General features: G+C 62.0%; 14 protein-coding genes. 3 read left to right on the forward strand and 11 right to left on the reverse strand.

The features are described 5' to 3' along the window. Positions 1-66 precede the first annotated feature (66 nt). Entirely contained in the window at positions 67-855 is a 789-nt protein-coding gene (locus tag PSH66_RS17675) for a helix-turn-helix domain-containing protein (RefSeq protein WP_141064762.1), read from the forward strand. A 165-nt stretch (positions 856-1,020) separates the two neighbouring features. Then, positions 1,021-1,452 (forward strand): hypothetical protein, encoded by a 432-nt coding sequence (locus tag PSH66_RS17680; RefSeq protein ID WP_003174627.1) that lies wholly within the window; start codon positions 1,021-1,023, stop codon positions 1,450-1,452. Between the two features lie 73 nt (positions 1,453-1,525). Here the strand turns inward: PSH66_RS17680 and PSH66_RS17685 are convergent, their stop codons facing one another. The 10 genes from PSH66_RS17685 to PSH66_RS17730 all read right to left on the reverse strand — a co-directional run bounded on the left by PSH66_RS17685 (position 1,526) and on the right by PSH66_RS17730 (position 12,676). Next, a complete protein-coding gene (locus PSH66_RS17685; RefSeq protein ID WP_003174628.1) occupies positions 1,526-2,773 on the reverse strand; it encodes a zinc-dependent alcohol dehydrogenase in 1,248 nt (415 codons plus the stop codon). An 85-nt stretch (positions 2,774-2,858) separates the two neighbouring features. Then, positions 2,859-3,977, reverse strand: a complete 1,119-nt coding sequence (locus PSH66_RS17690; protein ID WP_003174629.1) for a carboxylate-amine ligase — start codon at positions 3,975-3,977, stop codon at positions 2,859-2,861. Between the two features lie 6 nt (positions 3,978-3,983). Further along, positions 3,984-4,928 (reverse strand): class I SAM-dependent methyltransferase, encoded by a 945-nt coding sequence (locus PSH66_RS17695; RefSeq protein WP_305427337.1) that lies wholly within the window; start codon positions 4,926-4,928, stop codon positions 3,984-3,986. A 10-nt stretch (positions 4,929-4,938) separates the two neighbouring features. Further along, entirely contained in the window at positions 4,939-6,318 is a 1,380-nt protein-coding gene (locus tag PSH66_RS17700) for an iron-containing redox enzyme family protein (RefSeq protein WP_305427338.1), read from the reverse strand. A 434-nt stretch (positions 6,319-6,752) separates the two neighbouring features. Next, positions 6,753-8,495 (reverse strand): ABC transporter substrate-binding protein, encoded by a 1,743-nt coding sequence (locus tag PSH66_RS17705; RefSeq protein WP_003174632.1) that lies wholly within the window; start codon positions 8,493-8,495, stop codon positions 6,753-6,755. 32 nt (positions 8,496-8,527) lie between these two features. Next, the gene (locus tag PSH66_RS17710) at positions 8,528-8,800 is read right to left on the reverse strand and encodes a DUF2160 domain-containing protein (RefSeq protein ID WP_003174633.1); all 273 of its coding nucleotides are present in this window, start codon (positions 8,798-8,800) and stop codon (positions 8,528-8,530) included. A gap of 10 nt (positions 8,801-8,810) precedes the next feature. Continuing rightward, positions 8,811-9,611, reverse strand: a complete 801-nt coding sequence (locus PSH66_RS17715) for a carbohydrate ABC transporter permease (protein ID WP_003174634.1) — start codon at positions 9,609-9,611, stop codon at positions 8,811-8,813. Positions 9,612-9,621: 10 nt separating this feature from the next. Continuing rightward, the gene (locus PSH66_RS17720; protein ID WP_003174635.1) at positions 9,622-10,488 is read right to left on the reverse strand and encodes a carbohydrate ABC transporter permease; all 867 of its coding nucleotides are present in this window, start codon (positions 10,486-10,488) and stop codon (positions 9,622-9,624) included. Next, a complete protein-coding gene (locus PSH66_RS17725) occupies positions 10,485-11,582 on the reverse strand; it encodes an ABC transporter ATP-binding protein (RefSeq protein WP_003174636.1) in 1,098 nt (365 codons plus the stop codon). Before PSH66_RS17725 ends, PSH66_RS17720 begins: the two co-directional genes overlap by 4 nt. Beyond that, positions 11,582-12,676: an ABC transporter ATP-binding protein gene (locus PSH66_RS17730; protein ID WP_078825079.1), complete on the reverse strand. Its 1,095-nt coding sequence runs from the start codon at positions 12,674-12,676 to the stop codon at positions 11,582-11,584. The genes PSH66_RS17725 and PSH66_RS17730 overlap by 1 nt, the downstream gene beginning before the upstream one ends. 289 nt (positions 12,677-12,965) lie before the next feature. Here PSH66_RS17730 and PSH66_RS17735 point away from each other — a divergent pair, with 289 nt between their 5' ends. Then, positions 12,966-14,783, forward strand: a complete 1,818-nt coding sequence (locus PSH66_RS17735) for a sigma-54-dependent Fis family transcriptional regulator (RefSeq protein WP_305427339.1) — start codon at positions 12,966-12,968, stop codon at positions 14,781-14,783. Between the two features lie 9 nt (positions 14,784-14,792). Here the strand turns inward: PSH66_RS17735 and PSH66_RS17740 are convergent, their stop codons facing one another. After that, complete coding sequence (locus tag PSH66_RS17740; protein ID WP_305427340.1) at positions 14,793-16,910, reverse strand: TonB-dependent receptor domain-containing protein; 2,118 nt, start codon at positions 16,908-16,910, stop codon at positions 14,793-14,795. Between the last annotated feature and the right edge of the window lie 37 nt (positions 16,911-16,947).

The following is a 16,947-nucleotide window of genomic DNA, read 5'->3' on the forward strand; positions in this document are numbered from 1 at the left end:
TGCCAAGAACGTCGTGGCGACTCTAACGTAACGGCCTGTTACCGACTAACGCCAATGAGCCAGTAAATGCCGCCTAAAGGACAGGACAAAACCGTACGCCGCAGCATTCCCGGGCTGTCCAGCCTGCCACGGCCGGTGTATGGGCGCACCGAATCGCTGCCCAACCGCGCGCTGACACGTCGGCACAGCCATCCATGGGTGCAGTTGTCCTACGCGATTTCCGGGGTGCTGGAGATCCAGACCAGCGCCGGGCGCTTCGTCGCACCGCCGCAACGCGCGGTGTGGATTCCGGCGGGCATGCCGCACCGCGTCTACAGCGCGCCCCACACCGAGATGCGCAGCCTGTATCTGGATTGCCGCGTTACCGCCTGGGCGGCCGGGCATTGTCACGTACTGGAGGTGAGCAGCCTGTTGCGCGAGCTGATCCGCAGTTTCAGCGAGCTGCCGGTGGAGTACGCCGAGGATGGTCCGGATGGGCGTCTGGCCCAGGTGATCCTCGACCAACTCGCCGCCGCGCCCCAGGTGGACCTGATGCTGCCCCTCCCTCTCGACGCCCGCTTGCGGCAGATCTACCGCAGCCTGAGCCTGCGCCCGGAGCAACAGACCACGTTGGGCCAATGGAGCGAGAAACTGGGGCTCAGCGAAAAGACCCTCAGCCGTTTGTTTTTGAAAGACACCGGCCTGACCTTCCGCGCCTGGCGCCAGCGCTTGCGCCTGCTCAGCGCCCTGCCCGCCCTGGAGCAAGGCGATCGGGTGACGGATGTGGCGCTGAACTGTGGCTATGAGTCCACCTCGGCGTTTATCAACGCGTTTCGCCAGCAGTTCGATGCAACGCCGGGGGAGTTCTTTCGCTGAGTGCTCAAACAACGAAGGTCAAATGTGACAGCGGGCTTGCCCCGCGCTGGGGTGGGCACGGCAATGCGGTCTTCTCGATTGTTCTGCAAATAATCCCCAAACCCGCGCGTGGCTGGTATTGTGCCGCGCTTGAAAAACTGCCACCAACCTGCGAGGAAATGCACGTTGAACACTGACGAAAAAATGACCGGCGATCTGTTCGCGGTGGATAAGCGCCTGTCACTCAAGCCGGTGGTGGACTTCAACACCTACCTGCGCAGTGCCTTCGGCGACGGCCCGTGTACCTGCATCCGCTGCACGGCCAGCGGCGGTGATGAAACCGGCTATGCGTTCCAGCACACCTTCGAGTTCGATGGCAAACCCACCCACCGCCGCTTTGCGTCCACGGCCGGTGGCGATGTGTTGATGGCGTTGAAGAAGGCGTGGTTGTCGTACACCAAGGCCGAGCTGCCGCTCAGTGGCGTGCTGGAACTGGAGACGGTGAAAGAGTTCGTCGAACCGCAACTGCACAAGCGCCTGGCACCGTTGTTCTTGGCCAGTGGGTTGGTCAAGACCCTAGACGGTGAGTTGCACATTCAGCCGCAAGCGTCGGCCTGACCCTGGTGTGTATCAACCCTGGGAGGGCGCACGTCGAAACATACGGTCCTCCCCGGTTCAGACTGCATCCGATCTAGAAGCCCGGTGCCCCCTGCACGCGAAACGCGGGCGTCAGTTCGTCGTCCAGCGGTTCGGTCAGCGGCCGATCATCAATGCCCGGCACCAGAATCACCTTGCGGCACTCCTCCTCGGCTTTATCAAAGACCTCATAGCCACGCGCCGCCTGTTCCAGCGACAGACGATGAGTAATGATCGCCTCCGGGTTCAGCTGCCCCAATTCAATATGCTCCAGCAACTGCGGTAGAAAACGCTGCACATGGGTCTGGCCCATCTTGAACGTCAGACCTTTATCGAACGCATCGCCGAACATGAAGCCATGGATAAACCCGGCATACACCCCCGCGACGCTGACCACCCCGCCGCGGCGCACCGCAGCGATGCACTGGCGCAACGCCTTGCCGCTGCTGCCTTCGATCTTGAGGGTGGTGAGCAGGGTTTCGGTGGTGCTGCCCTTGGCTTCGAAACCAACCGCATCCACCACGCCATCAACCCCGCGCATGCCGGCGGTCTGGCGGATGATGGTGTCGGCGGGGTCATCGTCGTCTTCGAAGTTGATCGGGATCACGCCGTACATCTTCTGCGCATAGTCCAGTCGATACGGGTGATCGTCGACCATGAAAATCTGCTCGGCGCCGAGCATCCGCGCGCACGCCGCGCTCAGCAGCCCGACCGGCCCGGCGCCGTAGATCGCTACGCTGGAGCCCTGGCCAATCCCGGCGTTGGTCACCGCCTGCCACGCAGTGGGCAGGATGTCGGAGAGAAACAGTACCTTCTCATCCGCCAGAACGCCGGGCACTTTGAATGGCCCGGTGTTGGCCTTGGGCACCCGCACCAGTTCGGCCTGGCCACCGGGAATGCCCCCATACAGGCGGCTGTAGCCGAACAGCGCAGCACCCGGCGGGATCGCCTTTTTATTCAGGATCGCGCCGCGGCCGTCATTGGTGGTTTCACAGGCGGCGAATTGCTGCAGCTGGCAGAAGAAACACTCGCCGCAGGCAATCACGAACGGGATCACCACGCGGTCGCCGCGCTGCACCGCCGTCACGCCGGGGCCGGTTTCTTCGACAATGCCCATGAACTCATGGCCGAAGATATCGCCATGTTCCACCGTCGGGATCTTGCCGCGGTACAGGTGCAGGTCAGAGCCGCAAATCGCCGTGGCGGTGACCCGCAGAATAATGTCGTCGGGTTGTTCGATGATGGGATCGGGGACGGTGTCCACCTGCACCTTATGGGCGCCTTGATAGGTCATGGCTCGCATGGGCTGCACTCCGGTTATTGAGTAGAGTCAGTCATTAGGGGCGGCCGTCAGTGCGGGCGTTCCCTTGGCGTACGCGGGCAGCCGATCAAAGGTCGCCACGGCTCTGGGCGAGCAAACGATCGACCACTGCCTGTAACCCGGCGGGCTCATCCGCGCCCTTGGCCAGGGCGTCTGCGAAACACTCCAGTTGATCGAGCGCACTGTTTCCGCGCCGCAACAGCGCCAGGGCGTGCTCGAACACCAAGGGCTCGCCCATGGCCTCGGCGGTCGCGCGAAACTGTTGCGCGGCCTGCTGCAACCACTGTTCGGCACTGCCGATCGTGCCCTGGTCGTCCAGTGCAAACGTGCCCGCCGCGCCATAGCGCTTGGCCTGCCAGCGGTTTTCCTTGAGCAGCCAGCGCGTCTGGGCGGTAAACCTGGCACCGGGCCGAGCCAGCGCGCAGGCATGGGTGACCATCACGCGAAACAGCGTGGCGAGGACCAATGAATCGCCCAGCCGGGGACACGCGTCCGTCATGCGCAACTCAAGCGTCGGGTAACGCGCCGCCGGACGGATGCCCCACCAGCCGTTGCCATCGGCCTTGATCGCACCCACGCGGTGCAACAATGCCAGGTAGCGCTGGTAGCCCGCCCAGTCTTCGAAATGCTCCGGCACGCCCATGCGCGGCCATTCATCGCAGGCGGCCTGGCGGTAGCTCATGAACCCGCTGGGCGCTCCCTCCCAGAACGGTGATGAGCAACTGAGCAGCAACAACAATGGTAGCCACGGCGACACCTCGTTCATCACCGCGATGCGATCCACCTCTGTCGGTACCTGCACATGCACATGCAGCCCGCATAAGAGACTGCGGCGCGCCACCTGTTGCATGTCCTCGAACAGTTGCTCGAAATGCGCCTGCACCGTGGGCTTCTGCTCGCGCCAGGCCGCCAGCGGATGGCTGCCGGCGCAGACAATGCCCAAGCCGAATTCACCCAGGGATTCAGCCAGGTTGTGCCGCACGGTGGCCAGGTAATCGGCGGCTTCGCGGCTGGCCTTGAACACCGGCGATGCCACTTCGATCTGCCCCTGGAACATCTCGAAGGCAAACCCTGCGCCGATCGCTCGTCGACACGCCGCCAGCACCGCCGCCGGGGGCTCGCTGAGCATTTGGCGACTGTGCAGGTCGGTGATGAAGTATTCCTCTTCAATGCCGAAGGTCAGCATGGGCGGTCAGCGCAATCGGGTGACGGTGAGCGCGACCACGGCGATCCGCTCCACGCGCTCATAGCCGGGCTTGTCGAGTTCCTCGCCGAAAACATCCGGGTCCAGTTCACGGTAGGTCCAGCCGAAGGCATCGTTGGCCAGCAAGGGCCCGACCGCTTCCAGGAAAGGATCGCCGCCGGCGACCATCGCCACCCCGGTATACAGCACCAGGCTGCCGCCCAGGGCCAGGCGCCCGAGGGATTCGCTGACGATGCGCACCGACAGCTGCTCACCCAATGCACCGCCGCCATGCCGGTAGGCACGCTGACGGACGTCGTTCATGTACGGCGGGTTGGCGACGATCAAGTCGAATGTGCCGTCCAGGCTCGCCAGCAGGTCGCTCTGGTACACCCTGACATTGCTCAGCCCCGCCAGCTCGGCGTTCACCGCGCTCATGCGCAGGGCGCGGGGGTTGATGTCCACCGCCAGCACCTGTGCGTCATGCCGCGCCTGGGCGATGACCAGCGCGCCGACACCCGCGCCGCAGCCGATGTCGACAGCGCACTTGATCGGTTCGAAACGCTGCTGCAGATGGGCCTCGATCACCTGCGCGAAACGGTAGCTGTCGGGGCCGAAAAACACCGCGTCCGCCTGGGTGGTGGGGTACGGTGAATGCGCAAACAGCAGATCCCCCAGGCTCGACCAGCGCACGGTACTGCGCCACAACGCGTCGTGTTTTTCGATCACGTCCGCTTGCTGCAGCTCATCGCGAAAGGCGTCGGGCAGCAGGTCGCTGTCAAACGGCATCGACCAGCCGAACACGTCACGCAGGTTCATCGCCAGCGGGGTCGCCAGGCGTCGATAGACACGTTCGTGGGTCAAGGGCGTGGGCGTGATGAACCGGTAGCCGCTCTCCTTCAGGCCCTTGCCCAGGTTGAGTAAGGCGCGGTCGGCGAGTTGTTGTGCAGACATGGGCCGTTCCTTAGCGCAGACGCGCACGCAATTGGATAAAACGCCGAGTGGCATACAGCCCGGCAGGAGTGCAATGACGGCGCGCGGACAGCCAGGGGATCAGCGCGTTGAGTTGTTGTTCGCCGGTCAGGTTGCTCAGCGATTCCACCAACGCCTGGGTGTCCGGGTCTGCCGGGCGTTGTTGCGCGCGGGCAAACGGGCTGCCGCGCCCCGGCCGTGCGGCCGGCACGCGTTGGTCGCGGCTCCAGTCACCGGCAATCCAGTCATGCAGGACCTGTTTTTCATAGCCGCTGAACACGCCGAACATCGCTGCCCCAGCCCCCTCGATCAACTGCCAGAAACGGCTGTTGGCCGGGTCCTGGTTGAGCTTGATCCAGCCTTTGTCCTGCAAGGCCTGGAGAAAATCGGGGATCTGCCCCGGCGTGGCCAGCCACTGGTTGACGGTCTTGCCCTCGAAGCGGCAATAGTCCGAATGCATGTGCTGGCCGAAAGTGCGCTTGCGTTCGAGCATCGCCACCACTTCGTCCTGGAGGTTGAAGCTATCGATTACCGCCGTCGTGCCTGGGCCGAGGTCATTAAGGCGATAACCCTGGGCCACGCGCCGGTAGAACTGCGCCCTGCCCTCGCCCAGCGGCAACAGGTTGAGCACCGATTGCGCCGCCTTGCAGGCGTGGCCGCTGCTGGCATTGTCGATGGTCACGTGGAGCGTGAAGTAGTAAGGGTCGATGCCCAGTTCACTCAGTTCATAGGAGGTAATCAACAGGTGCAGCGGCAGCTGTTCGTAGCCCAGGTTGTAGCCGATGACCTCCGGCAGGAATTCTTCCGTGCACAGGCCCAGGGCCATTTGCAGCGCGCCTTGCAGGTAGTGCTCATCCTCAAGGCCCGCGTCGCTGTCGGCATCGTGGTCACTGAGCAGTTTGCGGTAGATCACCACATGGTTCTGCGCGGCATCACCATCGCCCAGCTCTTCCAGGTAAGTGGTGAGCAGCCCGTCGAAACGCTGGTCTTGCCAGTAACGCAGCAAACCGTAGAGCCAGGCGCCATCGACCTGTTTGGTCGGGGCCACGCGTTGCAGCACATACAGCGCATGGGCCTTGTTGCGAAAGTAACGACGCGGCCGGCCTTGCCGACGTTGTTCAAGGTACTCGGCGTAGGCCTGGGCCACGACGGCGCAACGCTGCTCGACCCAGGCATACAAGTGTTCCGGTTCGTCGGAAAGCTCGCTGTCAGCGTCTTTTACCAGGGCCAACTGCGAGTGCAGGAACTCGCGAGCAAGCGCACAAGCGTTCGGCGCTTCGCCATGCAGTTGTTGATAGACCCGCTGATACTCCCCGCAGCCCGAGTAATGCACAGAGGCCGGCTGGCCCGACAGCGCCGTTAGTAACGTCATGATGGCAGTTCCCGCAATGTCCTATACAACCTGGCCTTCTTGCATGAAGACCCCGCAAGAGCGCTCGCTGTGCGGCGCTTCTATAGGGAAGAACATTGTGGGGTGGGGAAAATTCAATCGGGTTTGGGAGGATGGGGATAAGCGGTCGATGGGTATAACGCGGAGGGGACTGTTTGCTGTTGCTCTGGCTGTTGCTGTTGCTCTGGCTCTGGCTTTTGATCTTGATCTCAGGCGCCCCGTCAAACACGCTGGCCGCAATTCGATATTGATTTGGGGGGTAAACCGGCAGGGATGCCGGTTTAGCCGCCATCGGGAGCAAGTCGAATCGTCGCACCGCCCCTCCCACATTCAAATCGCGGGGCATCAGTTAGCTCACCCACAAACAAAAAAACGGCACGCTGGCGTGCCGTTCTGTCCTTCCCTGCCTGAAGCGTTTACTTACGCGCCGCCTCCCACGACTTGAGCAAGTCGCTGTAGGTCACGGTCTCGCCTTTGGGCTTCTCGTTCGCCAGTTTCGGCTTCGGCGCACCCGGTTGGTCGAACCAGTATTGCGCGTCACGCTCGGGGTTCATTTTCGGACCGCACACCGGTTGCACCTTGGAGCGCTCCAGACGCGTCATGATCGCGTCCTGTTCCTTGGCCAGGTTGTCCAGCGCCTGTTGCGGGGTTTTTTCGCCGCTGGCGGCCGAGGCGATGTTGCTCCACCACAGTTGCGCCAGGCGCGGGTAGTCCGGCACGTTGGTGCCGGTCGGGGTCCATTCCACACGGGCCGGGCTGCGGTAGAACTCCACCAGCCCACCGAGTTTCGGTGCCATGTCGGTCATGGCCTGGGAGTTGATGTCCGACTCACGAATCGGCGTCAGGCCGACGATGGTCTTCTTCAGCGACACGGTTTTGGAGGTCACGAACTGCGCGTACAGCCAGGCCGCGAGTTTCTGTTTCTCCGGCGTCGACTTGAGGAAGGTCCAGGAGCCTACGTCCTGATAGCCCTTCTTCATGCCTTTTTCCCAGTAAGGTCCGACGGGCGACGGTGCCATGCGCCATTTCGGCGTGCCGTCGGCGTTCACCACCGGCAGGCCCGGTTTGGTCATGTCGGCGGTAAACGCGGTGTACCAGAAGATCTGCTGGGCGATGTTGCCCTGGGACGGCACCGGGCCGGATTCGGAGAAGGTCATGCCCGCCGCTTCCGGTGGCGCGTAGGCTTTCATCCAGTCGACGTATTTCTGGGTCGCGAAGACGGCAGCCGGGCCGTTGGTGTCGCCGCCGCGGGTGACGCTGGAACCCACTGGGTGGCAGTCCTCCACGCGAATGCCCCACTCGTCCACCGGCAAGCCATTGGGCAGGCCCTTGTCGCCGCCCCCGGCCATGGAGAACCAGGCATCGGTGAAGCGCCAGCCCAGGGACGGGTCTTTCTTGCCGTAGTCCATGTGCCCATAGATGCGCTTGCCGTCGATTTCCTTGACGTCTTCGCTGAAGAACTTGGCGATGTCTTCATAGGCCGACCAGTTCACCGGCACGCCGAGGTCGTAGCCGTATTTTTCCTTGAACTTGGCTTTGAGCTCCGGGCGCTCGAACCAGTCGGCGCGGAACCAGTAAAGGTTGGCGAACTGCTGGTCGGGCAACTGGTAGAGTTTGCCGTCCGGCGCGGTGGTGAACGACAGGCCGATAAAGTCCTTGAGGTCGAGGGTCGGCGAGGTGAAGTCCTTGCCTTCGTTGGCCATCAGGTCGGTGATGGATTCGGTCTTGCCGTAGCGAAAGTGCGTACCGATCAGGTCCGAGTCGTTGACCCAGCCGTCATAGATATTCTTGTCCGACTGCATCTGGGTTTGCAGCTTCTCCACCACGTCGCCTTCCTGCAGCAGGTCGTGGGTCAGCTTGATCCCGGTGATTTCAGTGAAAGCCTTGGCCAGCACCTTGGATTCGTACTCGTGGGTGGTGAGGGTTTCCGACACCACGTTGATCTTCATCCCACGGAACGGTTCCGACGCCTTGATAAACCATTTCAACTCTTCGAGCTGTTGGGCTTCGGTGAGGGTGGACGGTTTGAACTCGCTGCCGATCCACTTTTTTGCGGCATCTTCATACGCATCGGCCCAGGCCGTAGCGCTCAAACCGCTGAGGGCCAGTACGGCGGCCAATGAAATGCTATGTCGCAGCTTATTGTTTTTATTCAACATAGAGACCTCCTGGTGGTTTATTCACAAGGGCATTAGCCCCAACGCATCACACTCAACAGCCACACCAGGGACAGCGCGGACGCCACCCAGATGCTCCAGCCGGTCACGCCAATTACCAGCAAATGCAGGTAGGCGCTGCCGAGAAGACCAATAAACAAACGATCTCCACGGGTGGTGCTGATCGGTAGAAACCCACGCCGAGGGATGCTCGGCGAACGCAGTTCCCAGGTGGTCATGCCCGCCAGGATCAGCGCGATGCCGCCAAAGAACAGTGCAGTGGGAGTGGTCCAGGCCATCCATTCCATCATCGACTCCTCAGACCCGGCCCAGGGCAAAGCCCTTGGCCACGTGGTTACGAACAAACCAGATCACCAGCATGCCGGGCAGGATGGTCAACACCCCCGCCGCCGCCAGCACGCCCCAATCGATCCCCGACGCCGACACCGTACGCGTCATGACCGCCGCGATGGGCTTGGCGTTGACCGAGGTCAGCGTGCGCGCCAGCAGCAGTTCGACCCAGGAAAACATGAAGCAGAAAAACGCGGTGACACCGATGCCGGAGCCGATCAACGGGATGAAAATCTTCACGAAGAACTTGGGAAACGAGTAACCATCAATGTAGGCGGTTTCGTCGATTTCCTTGGGCACACCGGACATGAAGCCTTCCAGAATCCACACCGCCAACGGCACGTTGAACAGGCAGTGAGCCAGGGCCACGGCGATGTGGGTATCGAACAGGCCGATGGACGAATACAGCTGGAAGAACGGCAGCAAAAACACCGCCGGCGGCGCCATGCGGTTGGTCAGCAGCCAGAAGAATAGGTGCTTGTCGCCCAGGAAGCGGTAGCGCGAGAAGGCATAGGCCGCCGGCAGCGCCACGCTCAGGGAGATCACCGTGTTCAGGCTCACGTAATACAGCGAGTTGAGATAACCGGTGTACCAACTCGGGTCGGTGAAGATCACCTTGTAGTTGGCCAGGGTGAAATCCTGCGGAAACAGTGTCAGCCCGCCGAGGATTTCGGTGTTGCTCTTGAAGGACATGTTCAGCAGCCAGTAGATCGGCACCAGCAGGAACAGGATGTAGATCAACAGCGGAATAACCTTGCGCTTGCTCATGTTGGCGGCCTCAGCGGTTGGCGTCGGAGTGGGTCATGGCGGTGTAGAACAGCCAGGACACCAACAGGATGATCAGGAAGTACACCAGGGAAAACGCCGCCGCTGGGCCCAGATCAAATTGGCCTACAGCCATCTGGGTCAAGGTCTGACTTAGGAACGTGGTGGCATTACCCGGTCCGCCGCCCGTCAGTACGAACGGCTCGGTGTAGATCATGAAGCTGTCCATGAAGCGCAGCATCACCGCGATCAGCAGCACGCTCTTCATCTTGGGCAACTGGATATGTCGGAAAACCGCCCACGCAGACGCGCGATCAATCCGCGCGGCCTGGTAGTAGACGTCCGGAATCGCCCGCAGCCCCGAGTAACACAGCAGCGCCACCAGCGAGGTCCAGTGCCACACGTCCATCACCAGCACGGTGACCCAGGCGTCCGCCGTGTTGGCCGCGTAGTTGTAGCTGATGCCCAGGGCGTTGAGGCTGTAACCCAGCAGGCCGATGTCGGCGCGGCCGAAAATCTGCCAGATGGTACCCACCACGTTCCACGGGATCAGCAGCGGAATCGCCAGCACGATCAGCACCAGCGACGACCAGCGACCCTTGGTGGGCATGGTCAGGGCGATGGCGATGCCCAGCGGGATTTCGATCAGCAGCACGCAGGCCGAATAGATGAACTGGCGCAGCAGCGAGTCATGCAGGCGCGGGTCGAGCAGCACCTGCTTGTACCAGTCGGCACCGACGAAGTAGCGGCTGGACTGGTCGAAGATGTCCTGCACCGAGTAGTTGACCACGGTCATCATCGGGATCACCGCACTGAACGCCACCAGCAGGAACACCGGCAACACCAGCCACCAGGCCTTGTTGTTCTGCACCTTGTTCATGGCTGCACCTCCAGCAGATAGTCGTCGGCGTACACCATCAGCCACTGCGCGGGAAAGCTGATGGAGGCACGGCCTTCGGGCACCGGTTTGTCTTCGGCCAGGCGCACTTTGAGCCGCGCGCCGTCGAGGTCGAGGGTCACGATCTTGTAGGTGCCGAGGTCTTCCAGATGCGTGACATCGGCCTGCATGGCATCGGGGTTATGCTCGTCCCATACGTGGATAAACTCCGGGCGAATGCCCACCTGCAGTTTCGTGTAGTCCGTCGCTTCAATACGTTGCTGCAACGCCTCGGGCAACGGCAGATGGGTGCCGGCAAACCGCACCCCGCCCGCCTCGGCCTGCACCTCGATCAGATTCATCCCAGGGCTGCCGATGAAATAGCCGACAAAGGTGTGGCTGGGTCGCTCGAACAGTTCCCGTGGCGTGCCGAACTGCACGATCTGCCCGCCGTACATCACCGCGATCTTGTCGGCGAAGGTGGAGGCCTCAAGCTGGTCGTGGGTGACGTAGACCATGGTGATATTGAACTGCTCGTGAATCTGCTTGAGCTTGCGCCGCAGTTTCCACTTCAGGTGCGGGTCGATCACCGTCAGCGGTTCGTCAAACAGGATCGCCGAGACGTCGTCGCGCACCAGGCCACGGCCCATGGAGACTTTTTGTTTTTCATCGGCGGTGAGGTTACGGGCTTTTTTGGTCAGCAGGTTTTGCAGGTCGAGGACCTCGGCGATTTCCTGCACCTTGCTGTGGATTTTCGCCTCGGCCATGCCCTGGTTACGCAACGGGAAGGCCAGGTTGTCGAACACCGTCATGGTGTCGTACACCACCGGGAACTGGAACACCTGGGCGATGTTGCGTTTCTCCGGCGTGAGGTCGTTGACCACTTGGGTGTCAAACAGCACCTGGCCCTCGGACGGGCTGAGCAGGCCGGAGATGATGTTGAGCAAGGTCGACTTACCGCAGCCGGACGGGCCAAGCAAGGCGTAGGCTCCGCCCTGCTCCCACACATGGTTCATTTCCCGAATGGCGTAGTCCTCCGGCCCATTCGGCGTCGGGCTGTAGCTGTGCGCCAGGTTCTGCAAATGGATCTCGGCCATCAGGCAACCCTCGCGACACGGCGTCCGGGGGCCTGGACCAAACGGCCCTGACCATCGAACACAAACAGTTTATGGGTGGGGATATACACGCGGATCGGCGCGTCGACGTCGTACTCATGCACCCCGGGCAAGTGCAGCACCAGCAGGAAGTGCTCGCTGCGCACATGCAGGAAGGTTTCCGAACCGCTGATCTCGGCGACTTCGACAGTCACCGCCAGCTCCAGGTCATCATCGTTGCTCGGCACCAGGCTGATATGGCTGGGGCGCACGCCAAAGCGGAACTCGCCTTCGCCGATGGGGCGCAGGTCGACGTTCAGCGGGAAGTGCACGAAGTTGGCGAAGCTCACCTCATTGCCACTGATGCGCCCCGGCATCAGGTTGATCGGCGGCTCGGAAAACAGCTCGGCGGCCAGCACCGTCTGCGGCTGGTGGTACACCTCGGCGGCCTTGCCGCTCTGGATCACCCGGCCTTCGTGAAGGATGGTGGTGGTGCCACCCAGCGCCAAGGCCTCGTTGGGCTCGGTAGTGGCGTAGACGGCGATGGTGTGGCGGGCCTGGAAGAGCTCACGCATTTCCTGACGCAGCTCTTCGCGCAGTTTGTAGTCCAGGTTCACCAGCGGCTCGTCGAACAGGATCAGTTCGGCATCCTTGACCAGCGCGCGAGCCATGGCCGTGCGTTGCTGCTGGCCACCGGACAACTCCAGCGGATGGCGCTGGAGGAACTTCTCGATGCGCAGCATCCTGGCGGTTTCCAGCACCTTGCTCTGGATGATCTCGTTGGACACACCGGCCTGGCGCAACGGCGAGGCGATGTTTTCGAACACGGTCATGGTCGGGTAATTGATGAACTGTTGATACACCATCGACACATTGCGCAGGCGCACCGGTTTGTGGGTGACATCGACGCCGTTCATCAGGATGCGGCCGCTGTCGGGCTTGTCCAGCCCGGCCATCAGGCGCATGAGGCTGGTCTTGCCGGACAGGGTGCGGCCAAGCAATACGTTGAAGGAGCCGGGCTCGAAACGCAGGGTGGCGTCGTCGATCCAGGTCTGGCCTTCGACAACGCGGGAGACATGTTCCAGGGTCAATGACATGACACGACCTTTTTTATTATTGGAATGAATCTGGCCAGTCGTCAGAGCGAATTTCGTGCCAAGAGCGGCAGGTGTTTGATTCACAAGGAAATGGGGTAAAGGGGATGTTCGGGAGTGAACAATCTGACTGAACAACTGAACAAGTTGGGGGTTGACAATGAACAGTTCTGAACAACACTTTATGGGCACTGGAGAACAACTGTGGGAGGGGATTGCCCCTCCCACAGTTTTTGTCCCCGTTGCATCAGATAAATAGTGCAAGCCCCATAACAATAAAAAGAAGGTCACCATGGCCGAACCCTTGCCCCACGACACTATCATCCAGGACTCCTGGCGCCGTTGCCGCGCGTTCGGCCTGGACCACCAGAGCACGCCCAGCTTCGACCAGCTGCCGGCCGAGGGCATCAGCCAATTGCTGGAAAGCCAGCATTCCCTGGTGCAGACCACCCACCAGGAGGTCCTGCCCTATTACGAGAACATCCTCAGCAATTCCAATTGCCTGATCATGCTGGCCGACAACCAGGGCCAGGTGTTGACGTCGTGGGGCACCCAACGTTTTATCGAGCCGAAACTGGCGCGGGGTTTCAACGCCGGTGCCAGTTGGATGGAGCGCTGCAGCGGCACCAATGCCATCGGCACCGCGCTCGCCTGTGCCCAGGCGGTGCATATCGAACATGACGAACACTTTCTCAAGGCCAACCGCTTCATGACCGGCTCGGCGGCGCCGATCTTTGATGCCCAGCGCGAAATCATCGCGGTGCTGGATGTGTCCAGCGACAGCTACCTGCCGCCCTCCCACACCCTGGGCATGGTCAAGATGATGAGCCAGACCGTGGAAAACCGGCTGATCCTCAACCTGTTTCGCGGCGAGCATTTCCAACTGACCTTCAACACCGGCTTGAGCAACCTCGACAGCCAATGGGCCGGTCTGTTGATCTTTGATGAAAGCGGCCAGGTGTTGTCGGCCAACCGGCGCGCCGACAACCTGCTGGGCATCAGTCTGTCGCGGGTGATGATCGACAGTTTGTTCAAAGTCTCGTTGCTGGAGCTGCTCAACCAACCGGAAGGTTTGCCGTTTTCGTTGCAGGCGGCAGGACGCAACCGCTTCCAGTGTTTGCTGAAACGTCCCAGACAGATGCCGGTACAGGCGCGTGTGTTCAGTGAGCCTGTTGCGCCGAAGCCGGTGTCGATTGGCCTCAAGACTCTGCATTTCGGCGATGCTCGCGTGGAAAAAGCCGTGCGTCAGGCCGAGCGCCTGCTGGAAAAAGACATCCCGCTGCTGATCCACGGCGAAACCGGCGTAGGCAAGGAAGTGTTCGTCAAAGCCTTGCACCAAGCCAGCTCCCGCAGCCAGAAGGCGTTTATCGCGGTGAACTGTGCGGCGATTCCCGCGGAGCTGGTGGAATCGGAACTGTTCGGCTACGAAAAAGGCGCGTTCACCGGTGCCAATCAGAAAGGCAGCATCGGCCTGATCCGCAAGGCCGACAAGGGCACACTGTTTCTCGACGAGATCGGCGATATGCCGTTGCCGACCCAGGCGCGCCTGCTGCGCGTATTGCAGGAACGTTGCGTGCAACCGGTGGGCAGCAGCGAGTTGTTCGCGGTGGATTTGCGCATTATCTCGGCGACCAACCGCGCGTTACGCGAGCTGGTCCAGGCCGGGCGTTTTCGTGAAGACTTGTACTACCGCATCGGCGGCCTGACCCTGGAGTTGCCACCACTGCGCGAGCGTACCGACAAACGGGCACTGTTTCAGCAGCTGTGGCAGCAACACCGCGAACCGACTCAATGGGCCGGCCTGAGCGCCGAGGTGCTGGCGTTGTTCGAGCAGCACCCGTGGCCAGGAAATTTGCGGCAGGTGAGCAGCGTGTTGCAGGTGGCGCTGGCGATGGCCGAGGAACAGCCTATTCGCGCCGAGCATCTGCCGGATGATTTTTTTGTGGATCTCAACGTGGCGGCGCCACCGCCTGCCACTGAGGAATGGGACGACAGCATCGACCTGACGCAGCGCTTGAAGGCCGCCGGCGGGAATATTTCCCACCTGGCGCGGGAGCTGGGGGTGAGCCGCAACACCTTGTACAAGCGGTTGCGGCAAGGTCACGGCTGAATCGGCAGATCAGCGCCAGCTCCACGACACGCCGGTGTAGATACCCCGCCCCTCAGCGGGCGTGGAGCGCGCGACATCCAGGCCCTTGTCGTCGTAACCCGCAGTGACGGTGTTGGCGTAGCGGCGATTGCCGAGGTTGCGCAGGTCGACCCAGGCTTGCCAGTCCTGCTTGGGGGCGTCGTAACCGAAGGTCGCGCCAAACAGGGTGTAGGCCGCGGCATAGTAGGAATTGGCGTAGTCCACCGCCACCCGTGAGGAATACTCGGTGTTGAAGCTGCTGTAGAAACCGGTCGGGTGGCTGTAGCGCAGTTGCGCCTGGTAGTAGTGCTTGGGGATGCCTGGCAAGGTGTTGCCGCCGAAACGCTCGTCGTCGCGGTAGTGGAAGTCGCTGAAGGTGTAGGCCTGGCGCAGGTCGAGCCTGCCGGTGCCGCCGCCGTCCCACAGTGGGCTGAGCAGGCCCAGCTCCACGCCCTGGTGCACGGTGGGGCTGGCGTTGGATTCGGCAATGACCGCACTGGTGGTTGCAGTCTGGGCCTGGGTTTCCACGCTGAGCAGTTCGTGGCGCACTTCGGAGCGGTACAGCGCCAGGTCCCATTGGCCAAGCCATGCGTCACCGCGCCCGCCGATTTCCAGGGTGGTCGCGGTCTGGTTTTTCAGGCTCACGCCTTCGCGCTGCAAGCCGGTGGCCGGGCCGCTGCCTACCGGGAAGTACTTGTTGGATCCCCAGATCATCGACCACGCATGCGGTGGCTCGACCGAGCGGCTCAGGTTGCCGTACACCTGCAGTTGCGGGTTGAAGTCATAGCGCAGGCCGATGCGCGGCGCGTAGTCCCAATCATGCTGGCTGAGCGGGGCCTGGCCTTCGGGGTAGGTGACCTGGGTTTCGCGGCGGGTGTAGATCGCGGCGAGGCCGGTGGTCAGCCACAGGTCGGGCACCAGTTCCAGGTCATTGCCGACATGCAGCACGGTGTCGGAGCCCAGGTAGCTGTAGTCGCGGGTCTTGGTGCCGGGGGCGTAGCCGGCGGTATTGCCGGCCGGCGTGCGTACGTATTCCGAGGTGCCGTTGTTGGGCATCGCCTGGGTGGTGCGCAGGCCGAGCGTGGTTTTGCTGGCGTGACCGAACAGGCTGTCCTGGCGAATGTAATTGAAGGTACTGCTGATGTCGGTGTAGGCAACTTTCAGACGGTTGTTACCTTCGCGCAGGTCCATGGGGTAATCGTGGTACGCCAGCCCCATCTCGATACGGGAGCTGTCATCGAGCTGCAAGGTGGTCTTGTTGGCGAGCCAGGTCGACCCCGGCTGCAGCCGCTTGGAATCGCGGGCAACGTTGAGGCTGCTGGCGGCGCGTGGGTCGTGACTGATCTGGTAGCGGGTAAGCCTGCCGGGGGTGTCGTTGGCCGTTTCGCGGTAACGCAAGTAGAAGCGGGTTTCCAGCTCCGGGCTGAAGCGATAACCGAAGTTGGCCGCCACGCCCTTGGCGCTGGCCGCGCTTTGATGCTGATAGCCGTCGGATTCGGAGTCGGTGAGGCTAAGGTAGTAATCAGCGTCCCCCAGCACCTGCCCCGAGCTGATCTCGCGCTGGGCATAACCACGACTGCCCGCTTCGTAGCGCACTTGCAACTTGGGCGCGTCGTAGCCGGTGCGGGTTACGTAGTTGACCGCGCCGCCCAGCGCCAACGCCCCCTGATCAAACCCGTTGGCGCCGCGCAGCACCTCGACGCGGCTTTGCCACAAGGGGTCCTTGAGTTCATAGGGCGTACCACCCGGACCGGTCAACGGCAAGCCGTCGAACATTTCGTAGAGGCCGGAGGCATGGGCGCCCGGGCCACGATTAAGCCCCGAACCGCGGATGGATAACTTGACGCCTTCATTGTTCGCCGCCTTGGCATAAACCCCGGGCTGGTACTTGAACACCTCTTCGTTAGTGCTGACGCGCCCTTGCTGCACGGTATTCATGTCGATGTAGTTGGTGGCGCCCGGCACGCTGCGCAGCTCGGCCTGAGCCACTTCAGCGGCGCTCGCCTGCGAGGTGGTGATTTGCACCGGAGCCAATTGCAGTTCGTCGGCGTTGGCAAGCGAGCTGAGGGTCAAGGCAGCGAAAAACAGTGGAGGTTGACGCGACAACATGGTGCAGGTCCTTGGAATCGGGGGGCATGAAAGGCCA

Origin of the sequence: Pseudomonas sp. FP597 (assembly GCF_030687435.1) — a bacterium.
Classification (GTDB): domain Bacteria; phylum Pseudomonadota; class Gammaproteobacteria; order Pseudomonadales; family Pseudomonadaceae; genus Aquipseudomonas; species Aquipseudomonas lactucae.

Coding starts and splice junctions, on each gene's coding strand:
- PSH66_RS17675 (WP_141064762.1), top strand. CDS start 67: ATGCCGCCTAAAGGACAGGACAAAACCGTACGCCGCAGCATTCCCGGG.
- PSH66_RS17685 (WP_003174628.1), bottom strand. CDS start 2,773: ATGCGAGCCATGACCTATCAAGGCGCCCATAAGGTGCAGGTGGACACC.
- PSH66_RS17690 (WP_003174629.1), bottom strand. CDS start 3,977: ATGCTGACCTTCGGCATTGAAGAGGAATACTTCATCACCGACCTGCAC.
- PSH66_RS17695 (WP_305427337.1), bottom strand. CDS start 4,928: ATGTCTGCACAACAACTCGCCGACCGCGCCTTACTCAACCTGGGCAAG.
- PSH66_RS17700 (WP_305427338.1), bottom strand. CDS start 6,318: ATGACGTTACTAACGGCGCTGTCGGGCCAGCCGGCCTCTGTGCATTAC.
- PSH66_RS17705 (WP_003174632.1), bottom strand. CDS start 8,495: ATGTTGAATAAAAACAATAAGCTGCGACATAGCATTTCATTGGCCGCC.
- PSH66_RS17710 (WP_003174633.1), bottom strand. CDS start 8,800: ATGGAATGGATGGCCTGGACCACTCCCACTGCACTGTTCTTTGGCGGC.
- PSH66_RS17715 (WP_003174634.1), bottom strand. CDS start 9,611: ATGAGCAAGCGCAAGGTTATTCCGCTGTTGATCTACATCCTGTTCCTG.
- PSH66_RS17720 (WP_003174635.1), bottom strand. CDS start 10,488: ATGAACAAGGTGCAGAACAACAAGGCCTGGTGGCTGGTGTTGCCGGTG.
- PSH66_RS17725 (WP_003174636.1), bottom strand. CDS start 11,582: ATGGCCGAGATCCATTTGCAGAACCTGGCGCACAGCTACAGCCCGACG.
- PSH66_RS17730 (WP_078825079.1), bottom strand. CDS start 12,676: ATGTCATTGACCCTGGAACATGTCTCCCGCGTTGTCGAAGGCCAGACC.
- PSH66_RS17735 (WP_305427339.1), top strand. CDS start 12,966: ATGGCCGAACCCTTGCCCCACGACACTATCATCCAGGACTCCTGGCGC.
- PSH66_RS17740 (WP_305427340.1), bottom strand. CDS start 16,910: ATGTTGTCGCGTCAACCTCCACTGTTTTTCGCTGCCTTGACCCTCAGC.